This window comes from Micromonospora sp. Llam0, from assembly GCF_003751085.1.
Lineage (GTDB): Bacteria > Actinomycetota > Actinomycetes > Mycobacteriales > Micromonosporaceae > Micromonospora_E.
On sequence record NZ_RJJY01000002.1, the window covers coordinates 176,874 to 191,405 of the forward strand.

General features: G+C 69.4%; 12 protein-coding genes and 1 tRNA gene. 10 read left to right on the plus strand and 3 right to left on the minus strand.

What is annotated here, in order from left to right; all coding sequences use genetic code 11:
* Window positions 1-107: 107 nt before the first annotated feature.
* From EDC02_RS27860 to EDC02_RS27900, 9 genes are all read left to right on the plus strand, one after another.
* Window positions 108-365, plus strand: coding sequence for a DUF6284 family protein (locus EDC02_RS27860; protein ID WP_233606476.1), 258 nt, complete (start codon window positions 108-110; stop codon window positions 363-365).
* Complete coding sequence (locus tag EDC02_RS27865) at window positions 365-1,273, plus strand: ABC transporter permease (RefSeq protein ID WP_123605319.1); 909 nt, start codon at window positions 365-367, stop codon at window positions 1,271-1,273. Before EDC02_RS27860 ends, EDC02_RS27865 begins: the two co-directional genes overlap by 1 nt.
* Window positions 1,274-1,366: 93 nt before the next feature.
* The gene (locus tag EDC02_RS27870) at window positions 1,367-1,606 is read left to right on the plus strand and encodes a hypothetical protein (protein ID WP_148083662.1); all 240 of its coding nucleotides are present in this window, start codon (window positions 1,367-1,369) and stop codon (window positions 1,604-1,606) included.
* Window positions 1,607-1,708: 102 nt separating this feature from the next.
* A complete protein-coding gene (locus EDC02_RS27875; RefSeq protein ID WP_123605321.1) occupies window positions 1,709-3,916 on the plus strand; it encodes a cell division protein FtsK in 2,208 nt (735 codons plus the stop codon).
* Between the two features lie 142 nt (window positions 3,917-4,058).
* Window positions 4,059-4,313, plus strand: coding sequence for a hypothetical protein (locus EDC02_RS27880; RefSeq protein ID WP_123605322.1), 255 nt, complete (start codon window positions 4,059-4,061; stop codon window positions 4,311-4,313).
* The gene (locus EDC02_RS27885; protein ID WP_123605323.1) at window positions 4,310-4,603 is read left to right on the plus strand and encodes a hypothetical protein; all 294 of its coding nucleotides are present in this window, start codon (window positions 4,310-4,312) and stop codon (window positions 4,601-4,603) included. Before EDC02_RS27880 ends, EDC02_RS27885 begins: the two co-directional genes overlap by 4 nt.
* A 37-nt stretch (window positions 4,604-4,640) precedes the next feature.
* The gene (locus EDC02_RS27890) at window positions 4,641-6,599 is read left to right on the plus strand and encodes a DUF3987 domain-containing protein (RefSeq protein ID WP_123605324.1); all 1,959 of its coding nucleotides are present in this window, start codon (window positions 4,641-4,643) and stop codon (window positions 6,597-6,599) included.
* Window positions 6,599-7,159 carry a helix-turn-helix domain-containing protein gene (locus tag EDC02_RS42935; protein ID WP_123605325.1) on the plus strand — a complete coding sequence of 187 codons (561 nt, stop codon included), beginning with the start codon at window positions 6,599-6,601 and terminating at the stop codon, window positions 7,157-7,159. The genes EDC02_RS27890 and EDC02_RS42935 overlap by 1 nt, the downstream gene beginning before the upstream one ends.
* On the plus strand, window positions 7,156-8,646 hold the full coding sequence (locus EDC02_RS27900) for a site-specific integrase (RefSeq protein WP_123605326.1): 1,491 nt from the start codon (window positions 7,156-7,158) through the stop codon (window positions 8,644-8,646). Before EDC02_RS42935 ends, EDC02_RS27900 begins: the two co-directional genes overlap by 4 nt.
* A gap of 78 nt (window positions 8,647-8,724) precedes the next feature.
* Here EDC02_RS27900 and EDC02_RS27905 read toward each other — a convergent pair.
* The 3 genes from EDC02_RS27905 to EDC02_RS27915 form a co-directional block, all read right to left on the minus strand.
* Window positions 8,725-8,801: transfer RNA gene (locus EDC02_RS27905), tRNA-Met, on the minus strand.
* 148 nt (window positions 8,802-8,949) lie between these two features.
* On the minus strand, window positions 8,950-11,952 hold the full coding sequence (locus EDC02_RS27910) for a UPF0182 family protein (RefSeq protein WP_199757941.1): 3,003 nt from the start codon (window positions 11,950-11,952) through the stop codon (window positions 8,950-8,952).
* Window positions 11,953-12,055: 103 nt separating this feature from the next.
* Complete coding sequence (locus EDC02_RS27915; RefSeq protein WP_123605328.1) at window positions 12,056-13,081, minus strand: PDZ domain-containing protein; 1,026 nt, start codon at window positions 13,079-13,081, stop codon at window positions 12,056-12,058.
* A 160-nt stretch (window positions 13,082-13,241) separates the two neighbouring features.
* Here EDC02_RS27915 and EDC02_RS27920 point away from each other — a divergent pair, with 160 nt between their 5' ends.
* Entirely contained in the window at window positions 13,242-14,510 is a 1,269-nt protein-coding gene (locus tag EDC02_RS27920; protein WP_123607162.1) for a zinc-dependent metalloprotease, read from the plus strand.
* Window positions 14,511-14,532 lie beyond the last annotated feature (22 nt).

Below are 14,532 nucleotides of genomic sequence, written 5' to 3' on the forward strand. Positions count from 1 at the left end.
GTCCTCTGAAGGAGTTGACAACGGTCGTCCGGCCAGTAGATTGATCACAAGTCCTCTAGAGGACCGGAGGAACAGTCCTCTAGGTCCCTTAATGAGTGGAGTCTGTCTTGAGCAGCAGGGAAGCCCTGGACGTCGGTCCTACCCCCGACGAGTTGGCCGCGATCGAACGTGAGTGGCCGTTGATTGAGGCCGAGTTGGCGTTGCTGGACGCCGAGATCACCGCCCTGTACGTCGCCGATGGCGGGCCGTCGCAGCTTGACCGCCGCCGGGTGCGGCGTGCTGGGCAGCGGGTGATGCGGGAAGCCGCCGCCCTGGGCGACGTCCAGGCCGTGACGGTCCTGCGGGTGCGGAAGGCGGTGGCCTGATGACGACGCCCGCGAGCATGTACCCCCGCCCGGTGCAGGAGCTGTTGCCCGCCGCGCGTGCCCTGGCCGTCCGGTTGGGCGGGGTTCCGTCGCGGAACCTGCTCATGAGGGAACTACGGGTGGGTTCGCCGAAGGCGACCGCCCTACGGGAAGCCCTCCACCACGAACAGCAGGACCGGGACGCGGCGCAGGTCGAGCCCACCGGCGGGCACCGGGGACTGCACCTGGTCCGCGACACCACCGGCGACCAGCCTGCCGAGGTCGACGTACCGGCTCCGGTCGAGCCGTCGCCGGTGTCGGCGGATGTGTCGGCGGACCCGGTGCCGGTCGCCCCGTCCGATGAGTCGTCGGCCGGGTCCGGGGCGGACCTGCCGTCGCCGGTCGCCGAGGACACCGCGCAGACGTCTTCACCGGTGGCGGTGGACGGACACCCGGACACGAAGATCACCGCCGCTCAGCCTCGGGTGGTGCGGTCGCCGGTGCGATCGTGGGTGTTGCTGTTGCTGGCCGCTCCCGCGTTCGTGGCGATCTGGTCCGGGTGGGTGGGGTTGGGTGAGCTGACCGGGTTCGGTGTGGTGCACCCGCTACCGGGCATCTGGGATTCCCTCGCGGTGAACACGGCGATCACGTTGCCGATCGGCGTTGAGGCCTATGCCGCGTACGCGTTGCGGGCGTGGCTCGCACCCGACGGGGTCCCGCCACGCGCACGGCGGTTCGCCGCCTGGTCCGCGATCGGGTCCCTCGTTCTGGGTGCGGCCGGTCAGGTGGCGTATCACCTGATGGAGTCCGCCGGGATCACCGCCGCCCCGTGGTGGATCACCACCGTCGTTTCGTGCCTGCCGGTGGCCGTGCTCGGTATGGGCGCCGCTCTGGCTCACCTGCTGCACACCGACCAGCGGCAGTCCTGACTTTGCCCGGCGGCACAGCCCTACGGCCTGGAAACCAGTGCTGTGCCGCCGGCCCCTCGACCCTCAGCAACCGCTTCGGGAAGGACTCTCATCGTGGCATCCACGTCGTCACCGGACGAGTTGCCGTCAACGGAAATCGTGTCGCGTATCCAGCACACCCCGGCCGGAGCAAAGGCGTGGGTCGAGCGTGACGGGCGCGGCCGGCTGTTCGTCCGCTGCCAGGGCTGCACCCTCTACCGCGAGGATCCCGGTTTGGCTCCCGCCCTCGCCGCGCTGGTCAACCACCTGCCGACCTGCCCCGGCCCCGCCGACGTCGGCACCGATCCGGCCTGACCGGCCCTCGACCGGGCGCGGCTACGGCACGCGGGCCGCGCCCGGTCCCGCTACCTCGATCTTCCCCCCTTGGTTCTGGACTTTCTGTTGGAGGCAATCCCCATGCCCACCCCTGACGACGGCTACGACTGGCAGGCAGCGGAAACCGACATCACCGACGACGGCAACGGCAGCAGCGCCGATGTGGTCGATCTGACCGCCCGCCGCCGCAAGACCAACCCGGCCGGCTCGTTCGCTGTCGACATCGACGACGAGGGCGACGACCAGGACGACGACGCCCCGGTCCCGGTCAACCCACCGTCCGCCCCGGACAGCGGCCGGTCCCGCCTGGCCGGTGTGGTCGGTGCGGAGCGTCGGCCGGTCATCCCCGCCTGGCTGCGCTCCCGGACCGAACTCGCGAGCGCCGTCCGGTGGACGGCAGGCCACTACACGCACGTCAGCATGTATCACCTGTCCCGGTCGCCGAAGTACGGCGCACGCCTGGCGTGGCGGGCACCGTTCGGCGTGGCCCGACTGCTCGGCCACACCGTCCGTTGGGTGACCGACGCCGAAGGCATCCCCGTGCGCCTGGCCGTCGTCCGGCAGGAAAACGCCGAACTGTATTTGAAGCTGTCGCGGCAGCGTGACGTACGCGTCCGGTGGCGCGGCCTGGTCCTCACCGCGCTGTTGCTGCTCGGCATCCCCACCGTCCTCACGCTGGTAGCCCTTGCTGGGTCGTGGCAGCGGTGGGCGATCCTCGCCGGCATCGTGGTTCTGTTCGGTGTGGCGGGTACGCCGAAGGACACGCCGCTGTTGGACGTCGCCGCTGTCAGTCCGCGTGTGCGGAAGCTGTCCGCCGACGTCGTCACCCGCGCGTTCCTCGCGGCCGGGTTGTGTAAGCCGGACGACTTGATCACCTTCCCCGCCCCGATCATGCGCGACGGACCCGGTTGGCGGGCCGTGATCGATCTGCCGTTCTGGACGAACGCCGACAAGGCGATCAAGAAGCGGGACCAGCTCGCCGCCGGCCTCGACCTGGATGAGGTGCAGGTGTGGCCGGAGCGGGTACGAGGCACCGCCGGTTCCGCCCGCCGCCTCGCCCTGTGGGTCGCCGATGAGGACCCGTACGCGAAAGGGTCCGGCCCCTGGCCACTCATCGCGAAGGGCAGCGTGGATGTGTTCGCGCCGTTTCCGTTCGGGCAGGACCAGCGCGGACGTCCGGTGCCGCTGCTGATGATGTTCACGTCCCTGCTCGTCGGAGCCATCCCCCGCATGGGCAAGACGTTCGCCGCACGGCTCCCGGTGTTGGCCGCTGCCCTGGATCCGATCGTTGAGCTGCACATCTACGACGGCAAGGGCGGGCAGGACTGGCGACCGTTCGAACGGATCGCCCACCGCACCGGCTACGGCGTCCGTGACGACGTCGTTGAGTCCCTGGTGGAGGATCTTCGCGGCCTGGTCGCGGACATGAACCGCCGCTACGACACCATCGCCACCCTGCCCGCCGACCTCTGCCCGGAATCGAAGGTCACCCGCCAGATTGCCGAGAAGCGGTCACTCAAGCTGTGGCCGGTCATGGTCGCCGTCGACGAGTTTCAGCGCTACTCCGCCCACCCCGTCCACGGGGACGAGATCGTGTCGCTGCTGACCGAGCTGTGCAAGGTCGGCCCTTCGGTCGGGATCATGATCCTGCTGGCCACGCAGAAGCCGGACGGCAAAGCGGTCCCGACCGACCTGCGCGACAACATCGGCACCCGCTTCGCCCTGAAAACGATGACGTGGCAGTCCTCCGAAGCCGTGTTGGGTGCCGGGTCGTACACGGCCGGCTATGACTCGTCGCGGTTCCAACGCGGACACAAGGGCGTCGGAATCCTGCTCGGCGCGGACGACTCCGGCTCCGTCGATGAAGCCGTGACCGTGCGGACCAACCTCGCCGAGATGGCCGACGTCGAGAAGGTCATCGGTCGCGCCCGTGAGTTGCGGGAGCGGGCCGGCACCCTGTCCGGTCACGCCATCGGCCAGGCACCCGAGACGGTGAAGCACGCGGGGGACACCCTGTTGGACGACATCCTGACCGTCGTCCCGACCAGTGAGGCGAAGGTGTGGTCAGAGACCGTTGTCGCCCGTCTGGCCGAGTTGCGCCCGGACGTCTACGGCGGATGGGAGACCGGGAACCTCGCCCCGGCACTCAAGCCGCACGGGATCACGGTCGGCCGGCAGGTGTGGGGCACCGACCCGGCAACCGGGGAACGCGCCAACCGTAAGGGCATCCTCCGCGACGACATCACCACCGCCGTAACGAAGCGTGACCAACGCCGCAAGGCTGGATAGCCGCTCGCGGGCCGCTAGGTCTATCGGCGACACCCGCTAGACCTAGCGGCACCGCTAGCCCCCGAAACAAACCCCTGCCAGGACGCTAGCCGCCTAGCGCCTCTACCCCCGCACGCCCGAAAACCGCCCGTGGAGGCACCCGATGGACCCGTACGCCACCCTCGCTAGCCTGCTCTGCCCCCTCCTGACCCTGGTCACGTTCGGTTACCTGCTCACCTGCGCTATCTGGCCGTTCGGACCCTGCCGACGCTGCCACGGCACCGGGAAACGCCGCGCCCCGTACGGCAAGGCGTTCCGGCTCTGCTACCGGTGCGACGGCACCGGACGCCGTATCCGCATCGGCCGGCACGTGTGGAACGAGATCCGCCGCGAACACCGCAACGGCATCCACCGATGAACCGCCGGCATCCGCACGGCGCGCACACCGACTGGTGCGCCCGTGACCACCGCTGCGGACACGACGGACACCGCTCCCCGTCGATGATCGTCGACCTGCCCGGCCAGGCGCGCGCCGTTCTCACCCGTATCCGCACCGGCGACGGGCACGACCAGGCCGAGATCCGTATCCGGGTCGCCCTGGCCGACGTCGACCCCGCCGCCCGCCGACAGTTGGCGGTCCTGCTCGCCGACCTGGACGACCTGATCACCCGTGCTGGCCGCGCCCGGTACCCCCGGCCCGCCGCCTAACCGACCGCATCAACGACACCAGAAGGAGGAACGCCGTATGAGTCGACAGTCCACCCACGACTACAACGCTGAGCGGGCCGTCATCGGCGCGGTACTCATCGCCCCGCACGCCCTGGCCGACCTCGCCGCCCTGCTCGGCCCGGACGACTTCCACCGACCGGCCCACGGCATCATCTGGCAGGCGTTGACCGCCGTGCACGCCACCGGACGCCAGCCTGACCCGATCACCCTCACGGCCCATCTGGCGGAGACTGGGGAGTTGGGCAAGGTTGGTGGTGCCCCGTACCTGCACACGCTGATCCGTGACGTTCCGGCAGCCGCGAACGCCGGGCACTACGCGCGGATCGTCGCCGACCACGCCGCCCGCCGCCGGGTCGTTGACCTCGGCGAGCGGCTGACCAACCTCGCCGCATCCGGTGCCGACGTCGCCGAAGTCATGGCGACCGGTCGTGCCCTGCTCGACCAGGCGGACACCAGCGGTTGGGCACCGCTGATCCCGCTCGGCGACCGCCGCCACCTACCCGCGTTCCCCGCCGAGATGCTGCCCGCATGGGTCGCCGACATGGTATACGGGGTCGCCGAGTTCACACAGACCCCGGTCGACCTGCCCGGCTGCATCGCCCTCGCAGCCCTGTCGACGGCTGCCGGTGGCCGGGCCGAGGTGGAGGTACGGGGGTCGTGGCGGGAACCGGTCAACCTGTTCACGGTCGTCGTGTTGCCGCCGGGGTCGCGGAAGTCGGCGGTGTTCTCCGCGATCACCGGGCCGCTGTTGGCCGCTGAGAAGGCGTTGGTGGAGCGGACCCGACCGGCCATCGTGGAAGCCGAGTTGGCCGCACGGGTGGCCGGGAAGACGGCAGAGCGGACCGCGATCGCTGCCGCGAACGCGGACGCGTCCGGGCGTGACACCCTGCTTGCTGAGGCGACCGCCGCCGCGATGAACGCCGACACCATCACCATCCCCGCCCTGCCGCAACTGGTGGCCGACGACGTCACCAGCGAGGAAGCCGCATCCCTGCTCGCCGAGCAGGGCGGACGCCTGGCCGTCCTGTCGCCGGAAGGTGGCATCTTCGCCACCATCGCCGGCCGCTACTCCGGAACCCCCAACCTTGAAGTCTTCCTCAAGGGTCATGCGGGGGACATGCTGCGGGTCAACCGTCGTAGTCGTGCGCCGGAACACGTCGAGCATCCGGCGCTGACACTCGGTCTGGCCGTGCAACCCGACGTCCTACGCGACATCGCCGACATGCCCGGATTCCGCGGCAAAGGGTTGCTGGCGCGCATCCTGTTCTCGCTGCCGGAGAACACCGTCGGACGACGCCGGATCGGAGCCGACCCGGTAGCCGAACCGGTCGCGGCAACGTACGCGGCCAACCTCGCCACGATGGTCATGTCCCTCGCCGAGTGGACCGACCCGGCCGTGTTGCCACTCACCCCCGACGCCAACGACCGCGTGTTGGACATCGAACGCGCGGTGGAACCCCGGCTTGCTCCCGGTGGCGCGTGGTCACACGTCATCGACTGGGGCAGCAAGTACACCGGTGCTGTGGTGCGGATCGCCGGACTGATCCACCTCGCCGAACACCTGCGCGACGGATGGGGCAAGCCTGTCCAGGCCGACACCATCGACCGGGCCGCACTGATCGGCGACTACTACGCCGCTCACGCCCTGGCCGCGTTCGACGACATGGGCACCGACCGGACCAGCCGACACGCCCGCCACGTCCTCACCTGGATCGAACGCACCACCACCACCGCGTTCACGAAACGGGAGCTGTTCCGCGCGGTCCGCAGCAGCCAACTGCCCACCGTCGCCGACCTCGACCCCGCCCTGTCCCTGCTGGAAATGCACGGCTACATCCGCCACGTCGACGCACCACGCACGCGGACCGGTGGTGGCCGACCCCCCTCGCCGTCCTACCTGGTCCACCCCGACCTACACCAGCAACCCGCCGCCACCGTTCACGCCCTGCCGGACGCCGTCCGGCGGACCGCCTGATGCCTCGGACAGAACTGACACAACTGACACAACCCCCCGCCGACCGAGGTTCTGTCAGTTCTGTCAGTTGTGTCCACGGCCGAACGGGGTGCCCGACGTCCCGGCCGACGGCCGGCAGCAACCGAGGGCCACCACGTCCGCCGGACCGCCGAACCCCTCGGACAGAACTGACACAACTGACACAACCCCCTGCCGACCGAGGTTCTGTCAGTTCTGTCAGTTCTGTCCACGACCAAACACCCCGCCGGACGGATCGATTGGGCACCGACGGCGCTACCCCTGACGACCGAACACCGCCCCATGACGATCTAAGCGGGCAAACGCCATCGATCACGGATGAGGAGTCCACACTGAACGCCGCAGTGACACCCCTTGACGGCCTTCCCGCCCTGCTGTCCGTACCGCGTGCCGCCGCGTTGCTTGGACTGAGCCGCGCGTCCGCGTACCGGTACGCGGCAGCGGGAGAGCTACCGAGCAAGCGACTAGGCGGACGCGTCTACATCGTTACCGCCCAGCTCCGACCGCTGCTGACCGCCGAGCCGATGGGAGAGGCTGCTTGAGCAAGCCGATTCGTAAGCGCGTTCCTGTCCCCGGTGTCGTCGTCTACCCGCGAGGCAAGAAGTGGTGGTACCGGATCGAGCTTGAGCCCGACCAGCTCACCGGGGAGCGACGCTACGAGTATCAGGGCGGACACGGCACCGAAGACGAGGCGTGGTCTGCCGCGTTGACCGCGCGGACTGAGAACGAACGCGGCCAGCGGGTCAACCGGTCGAAGCGGACCGTTGCCGAATTCTCTACCGAGTGGCTTGCCTCGATCCGCGACGCGATCAAGCCGACCACCTACACGAACTACGTCGACTACCTTGACGCCTACGTCCTGCCGAGCATCGGCAAGCGCAAGCTTCAAGACATCGATGTTCCGGTGCTCAACGCGCTCTACCGGCGCCTTCTCACCGGTGGTCGCCGCAAGCCGGACAACAACCGGGTCATGTACGACTACTGGACGACTCGATGCGTTGCTGGGGTCGAGCCGAGTCCTCGGGAGATCGCTGCGCACTGCAAGGTGACGATCTACGCGGCACGTGCGGCGGTTGGACGGTACAAGCGCGGACGACTCCCCGTCGCCAAGTCCGCCGGCCTGGCTCCCAAGACGGTGAAGAACGTGCACCGGATGCTGCACCGGGCGCTCAGTGACGCTGTCGCCTGGCGGTACCTCAGCTACAACCCAGCTACACACGCGAGCCTGCCACGTCAGAGCAGATCGGGCAGGCGTCGGCGCGGTACGACGTGGACGCCAGAGGAGCTGACCGCTTGGCTGAAGGTCGCGATGCAGGATCGGGACGCCGGTCTATGGGCGCTCGCGGCCACGACCGGGATGCGTCGCTCCGAGCTGGCCGGCGTGCAGCGCGACTACCTCAGCATCAGCGTGTCCTGTGGCAAGTGCGTCACTCCGCAGGACCTGCATGCGCAACGGTGCACGTCATGCGGGTCGAAGCGGCTTGAGCGGTCCGGCACCCTGGAAATCCTCGACACGCGGGTGGTGGTCGGCGGGAAGGCAGCCGATTCGGACGGCAAGACGTTGAGCGGGAACCGAACCATCTCGCTGGACACGTTCACGATTCCGGCGCTGATCCGCCATCTGGCCATGTTGGATGAGGAACGCCAGGCGTTCGACGGCGACTACCAGAGTCTGGGGCTGCTGTTCTGCCATCCGGACGGGAAGGCGATCCACCCGGACACGATCACACGTCGCTTCAATCGGCTGGTCGACCGGGCAGGGGTTCGGAAGATCCGGCTACATGACGTGCGCCACACGTACGCCACGCTGTCCCTCGACGCGGGAGTGGACCCGAAGATCGTCAGCGACCGCATCGGACACGCGAACATGGCGTACACCCTCGCGATCTACACCCACCGGTCCACGGGGCGGGACCAGGATGCGGCGCAGAAGGTGGCCGGGCTGATGTTCGACGCGCCCGAGGACCAGGGCGACGACGAGCAGGACGACCGGGAAGACACCGCCGGACCGGAGCCACACGCGGCGTAGGAAGGCCGCTGGTTACATTTCTGGTTACATTCGGATGCGAAACGGCCCGCCAGGGAATCCCTGGCGGGCCGTTTCGCGTGGTAGCGGGGACAGGATTTGAACCTGCGACCTCTGGGTTATGAGCCCAGCGAGCTACCGAACTGCTCCACCCCGCGGCGATGAGTTAACCCTAGCGCATACCGTCAGCCCGCCGCAAAACGACCCCCGTACTGACCGACTGACCTCGGTGATCTTGCCCTGGCCCACCCACAAAAGCGGACAAGTCAGGATCACCGAGGCCGGTCGACGTCAGTCGGTTTCGCGTCAGCCGGTCGGCGACGGATCGACACCCGGCGACGGATCGGTGGACGGCGGCTGGGCACCACCCACCCCGGCCGCCTGCTGCGCCGCCTGGAACGCCGTCATCGCGGCGTCCAGCCGGGCCAGCGCCTCGCCGTACCGCTGGAAGTCACCGGCCGCCTGCGCGGCGCGGGCCTCGTCGATCGCGGCGCTGACCTCGGCGGCGGCCGCCTGCAGCTCCGGCGTCACCAGACCCGGGTCACCGGTGGCCGGCGGGGTCGGTGTCGGGGTGCCACCGGGCTCCTCGCCTTCGCCCTCGCCCTCGCCCTCCGGCGGGGTCGTCGGCGCGCCGCCCTCCTCTGCCTGCTCGATCAGCTGCCGGATGCCGTCCTGCACGCTGCTGGCGAGCACCACGTACGAGCCGCCGTCACCGTAGGAGAGCAGCACCCGCTGCAGCAGCGGGTACGCGTTGGTCTGGTTGCTCTTCACGTAGACCGGCTCGACGTAGAGCATGCCGTTGCCGAACGGCAGCGACAGCAGGTTGCCGTACTGCACCTGCGCCTGGTTCGACGACAGCAGGTTCAGCTGCTGTCGGATGGCCGCGTTGTTGGTCATCCGCTGGTGCACCTGCACCGGGCCGGAGATCGCCGTCTGGTCGGGCAACTCCAGCACCTGCAGCTGCGGCTGTCCGTCGACGTACGACCCGGAGATCAGCGCGGCCAGGTTCTGCCGGCCGGCAGGGGTCACCGCCGAGGTCAGCTGGAACCGTGGCTCGTCCTGCTCCGGCAGCTGGGTCATCAGGTAGTACGGCGGCTGCTTGACCCCGCTGTCCGGCGAGTCCGGAACGTTCGGCACCTCCCAGAAGTCCTGGCCGGAGAAGAACTCGGCCGGGTTGGTGACGTGGTAGCGGGCCAGCAGGTTGCGCTGCACCTTGAACAGGTCCGCCGGGTAGCGGAAGTGGGCGACCAGCTCCTGCGGCGTCTCCGCCTTCGGGATGACCAAGTCGCCGCCGAACGCCGCGTTCCACGCCTTGAGCACCGGGTCGTTCTCGTCGAACTCGTAGAGCCGGACGGTGCCGTCGTACGCGTCGACGGTGGCCTTGACCGAGTTGCGGATGTAGTTGACGTTCTCCCGGGCCAGCACGAAGGTGCCCTGGCCGGTCAGCTCGTCGGCGGTCTCGGCCTGCAGGTTCACCCGCTCCGAGTACGGGTACGTCGCCGAGGTGGTGTAGCCGTCGACGATCCACTGGATCCGGCCGTCGACCACCGCCGGGTACGGGTCGCCGTCCATGGTCAGGAACGGCGCGACCTTCTCCACCCGGTCCCGTGGGTTACGGATGTACAGCAGCTTGGAGTTCTCGTTGACCGCCTCGGAGAGCAGGAAGTTGGTCTCCTGCTCGTTGATCGCGTACAGCAGTTTGCGGCCGAACGAACCGACCTCGACCCCGCCGGTGCCGGTGTAGGTGTAGTACTGCTCGCCGCCGCTGGAGGTCGGCCGGTCGAACTCGACGTTGCTGTCGCCGGGCGAGCCGACGATGGCGTAGTCGGTGCCGTCCATCTGCTCGCCGTAGTAGATCCGCGGCTGCTCGACCGGGATCTCCTCGGTCGACGAGGAGCACTGCTCCTGGGCCTGGTCGCCGAGGAAGCCGGAGACGAAGTACGGCTGCCCGCCGCAGACCACCTGGTTGGCCGGCGCGCCGACCATCCCGTACCCGTGGGTGAAGACGGTGTGCCGGTTGATCCAGTTGCTCTGCTGCTCGGTCAACTCGCCGTAGTTGATCTCCCGCATACCGACGACATAGTCCTGGGTCTCGTCGTCGATGGTGTAGCGGTCGATGTCCAGCTTGGTGCCGAAGTCGTAGAAGCCACGCACCTGCTGCAGCTGGGTGTAGGTCTCGGAGACCAGCTGCGGGTCGAGCAGTCGAATGTTGGGCACCACCGCCGTGTCGGTGGCCAGGCTCTCCGGCGGGGTCAGGTTCGTCGCCGGGTACGGCGTCTGCTGGCTGATGTCCAGCCCGAACGCTTCTCGGGTGGCGACGATGCCCCGTTCGATATACGCCGCCTCCTTGTCCCGCAGGCTCGGGTTGACCTCGAAGGTCTGCACCGCCCACGGGTAGATGCCACCGATCGCCACGGCGGAGATGCCGAGCAGCGCCAGCGAGATGCCCGGCCAGACCAGGTTGCGCATCACCGCGTTGGAGAACACGATGATCGCGATCGCCACCACGATCGAGATGTACGCCAGGATCTCCTTCGCCGGCAGCAGCGCGTTGATGTCGGCGTAGCCGGCACCGTAGATGCGCGCCTGCTCGTTGTACTCCAGCAGCATGCCGCGCCGGTCCAGCACGTAGGCGACCGCCTTGAGCAGCACGAAGACGGCGACCAGCGTGGTCAGGTGGGCCCGCGCGGCGGTGGTCATCCGGTCGCCGATGCCCTGCAGCCGTACGCCGCCGTAGAGGTAGTGCACGGCGAGCCCGCCGATCACCGACAGCACCACGGCGGTGAACGCCAGGCCGAGCAGGTAGCGCAGGAACGGGTACTCGAAGACGTAGAAGCCGATGTCGATGCCGAACTCCGGGTCGGTGACGCCGAACTCCTGGGAGTTGCGGAACAGCAGCCACTGGCTCCACCGGTTCTGCGCGGACAGCCCGGCGAAGACACCGACCAGCGCCGCGGCCACGGCGATCCAGATGCCGATCCGGGGGCTGAGCAGCATCCGGTAGCGCTCCAGGCTGACCTGTTCCGGCGAGTGCGGTCGCAGCGCCGGCCGCAGCCGGTACGCCAGCCACAGGTTGGCCGCGACCACCAGTGCCATGGCCAGGCCGACCGCCGCGAACAGCAGCAGTCGGGTGAACAGCACGCCGGTGAAGACCTGGGTGTAGTCGACCTCCTCGAACCACAACCAGTCGGTCCATGCGTTCACCCCCCAGCCGAGCAGGGTGAACAGAAGGAAGATCCCGATGAGTACGCCGACGGTGACCCGGCCACGTCGGCTCATTCCGGGCATTGGGCTGCTACGCATGACCACGACTAGGTACTCCGCACGTTGGTGTGATCCGCTGGGCGATCAGGCACCAAGACTACGGGGTGTGTCCACCTCAAGGCCGGTTGAGGTGGACCTGACCGGGGTGTCAGTCGCTGCCGCAGAGCGTCGGCTTCTCGCCGGTACGCAGCCGGGCCAGCGCGTCGAGCGCCTCGTCGAGGGTGGCCACCCGCAGCAGCGGCAGGTCGGGTACGGCGTTCGCGACCGCCTCGGCGCAGTTGGCCTGCGGGACGAGGAAGGCGACCGCACCCGCCTCCTTGGCGCCGACCAGCTTCTGCGGGATACCACCGATCGCGCCGACGTTGCCCTCGTTGTCGATGGTCCCGGTCCCCGCGATGATCTTGCCGCCGGTGAGGTCCTCGGGTTCGAGCTTGTCGATGATGCCCAGGGCGAACATCAGCCCGGCGCTCGGCCCGCCGATCTCGTCGAGGTCGATGGTCAGCTCGAACGGCCTGGGCTGCTCCTCGGTGATCTCGATGCCGATCCGGGGTGGGCCGCCGTCGCTGGCCCGGGTGGTGATCTCGGCGGTGGCCGACTGGCCGTCGCGGGTGTAGCCGATGGTCAGCGTGCTGCCTTCCGGCTCGGCCCGGATCAGCTCGGTCAGCTGGGTCGCCGAACTGACCGGTGTGCCGTCGACCGAGGTGATCACGTCGTCGACGTCGAGCAGCCCGACCGACGCCCCGTCCGGGGTGACCGCCCTCACCAGCACCTGCACCGGGTAGCCGAGCTGGCGCAGCGCCGCGGTCTCGGCGCTGGTCTGCGACGCCGCGAAGTCCTCGGCGTTGCGCTCCTCGACCTCTTCCTGGGTCTGCCCCGGCGGGTAGATCACCTCGTACGGCACTACCGCCTCGGAGTCGCTCAGCCAGCCGGCGATCGCTTCCCGCAGCCCCACGTTGGGGCGTACGCCGACGGTGGTGAGCCGCAGCTGCCCGGCCGAGGTCGAGGTGTCGGTCCCGGTGATCTGGATGACGTCCTCGCCGTCGTCGGTGCCGAGCGTGTCGACCGTCGGGCCGGGGCCGAGCACCACGTACGGGACCGGTGCGGCGAGCACGGCGTAGGCGAGCAGTGCGGTGAGCAGCGCGCCGAGGATGACCGTGACACCGCGACGTCTCATGCGCCTGAGCGTACCGACTGCGGTCGCGCCAGCGACGCGGACCGCGTACCGGCGCAAACCGCGCAGCCGGGCGGTGGCGTCGCGCCTGCGACGCGGCGCTTCGCGCTGAGCGGAACGCACCGGCGGCGTTGTAGCCGGTGGCCCGCGTACCGTGGAGGGCGTGCCTGATACTCCGTTCGGTTTCCAGCTCCCTGGCGGCCAGCCTCCGGACCCCAACGACCCACGGCAGATGCAGCAGTTCATGGCGCAGCTGCAGCAGCTGCTCGCCGCTCCGGGCAGCGGCCCGGTGAACTGGGACCTGGCCCGACAGGTGGCGGCCAGCCAACTCGCCGCTGAGGGTGACCCGTCGGTCAACCCGCACGAGTGGCACACCGTCGAGGAGTCGCTGCGCGTCGCCGACCTGTGGCTTGAGTCGTCGTCGACGTTCCCGTCCGGGACCCGCACGTCGGCGGCGTGGAACCGCAACGAGTGGATCTACCGGACGCTCGACGTGTGGCGCAAGCTCTGCGACCCGGTGGCCGGTCGGATGGTCGGCGCGATGGGCGACCTCGTTCCGCCGGAGGCCCGCAGCCAGCTCGGCCCGATGCACGCCATGATGACCACTCTCGGCGGGGCCCTGTTCGGCGGTCAGCTCGGCCAGGCACTCGGCTCGCTCGCCACCGAGGTGCTGTCGGCCAGCGACATCGGGCTGCCGCTGGGCCCGGCCGGCACCGCCGCGCTGCTGCCGGCCAACATCCGGGCGTACGGGTCCGGCCTGGAGCTGCCCGAGGAGGAGGTCCGGCTGTACGTGGCGCTGCGGGAGGCGGCCCACCAGCGCCTCTTCGAGCATGTGCCGTGGTTGCGGGGGCATGTGCTGGCCGCAGTGGAGACCTACGCGTCCGGGATCACCGTCAACCGGGAGGCGATCGAGGACGCCCTCGGCCGGGTCGACCCGATGAATCCGGAGTCGATGCAGGAGATCGCCATGGAGGGGATCTTCACTCCGGAGGACACCCCCGCCCAGCAGGCGTCGTTGGCCCGGATCGAGACGGTCCTGGCGCTGATCGAGGGCTGGGTGTGTCACGTCGTCGACAGCGCAGCCGGGGACCGGCTGCCGAACGTCGTGAAGCTGGCCGAGGCGTTCCGGCGTCGGCGGGCGGCCGGTGGGCCGGCGGAGCAGACCTTCGCCGCCCTGGTCGGGCTGGAGTTGCGGCCCCGCCGGCTGCGCGAGGCGGCCGCGCTGTGGGCCGCGCTGGACACCCACCGTGGGGTCGACGGCCGGGACGCGTTGTGGAGCCACCCCGATCTGCTGCCGTCGGACGACGACTTCGCCGACCCGGAGGCGTTCGCCCAGGCGAAGACCGATTTCGACCTCGGTGACATCGACTTCGGCGGCGACCCGCCGGAGCAGCCGGAGCCGCCGCAGCCGCCGGCCGACGGGCCCCGTTGACCGATAGGCCGACGGGCCCCGC

Excerpts from the sequence above, each read along its gene's own strand:
- EDC02_RS27865 (WP_123605319.1), top strand. The coding sequence starts at position 365 with ATGACGACGCCCGCGAGCATGTACCCCCGCCCGGTGCAGGAGCTGTTG.
- EDC02_RS27875 (WP_123605321.1), top strand. The coding sequence starts at position 1,709 with ATGCCCACCCCTGACGACGGCTACGACTGGCAGGCAGCGGAAACCGAC.
- EDC02_RS27880 (WP_123605322.1), top strand. The coding sequence starts at position 4,059 with ATGGACCCGTACGCCACCCTCGCTAGCCTGCTCTGCCCCCTCCTGACC.
- EDC02_RS27885 (WP_123605323.1), top strand. The coding sequence starts at position 4,310 with ATGAACCGCCGGCATCCGCACGGCGCGCACACCGACTGGTGCGCCCGT.
- EDC02_RS27890 (WP_123605324.1), top strand. The coding sequence starts at position 4,641 with ATGAGTCGACAGTCCACCCACGACTACAACGCTGAGCGGGCCGTCATC.
- EDC02_RS42935 (WP_123605325.1), top strand. The coding sequence starts at position 6,599 with ATGCCTCGGACAGAACTGACACAACTGACACAACCCCCCGCCGACCGA.
- EDC02_RS27915 (WP_123605328.1), bottom strand. The coding sequence starts at position 13,081 with ATGAGACGTCGCGGTGTCACGGTCATCCTCGGCGCGCTGCTCACCGCA.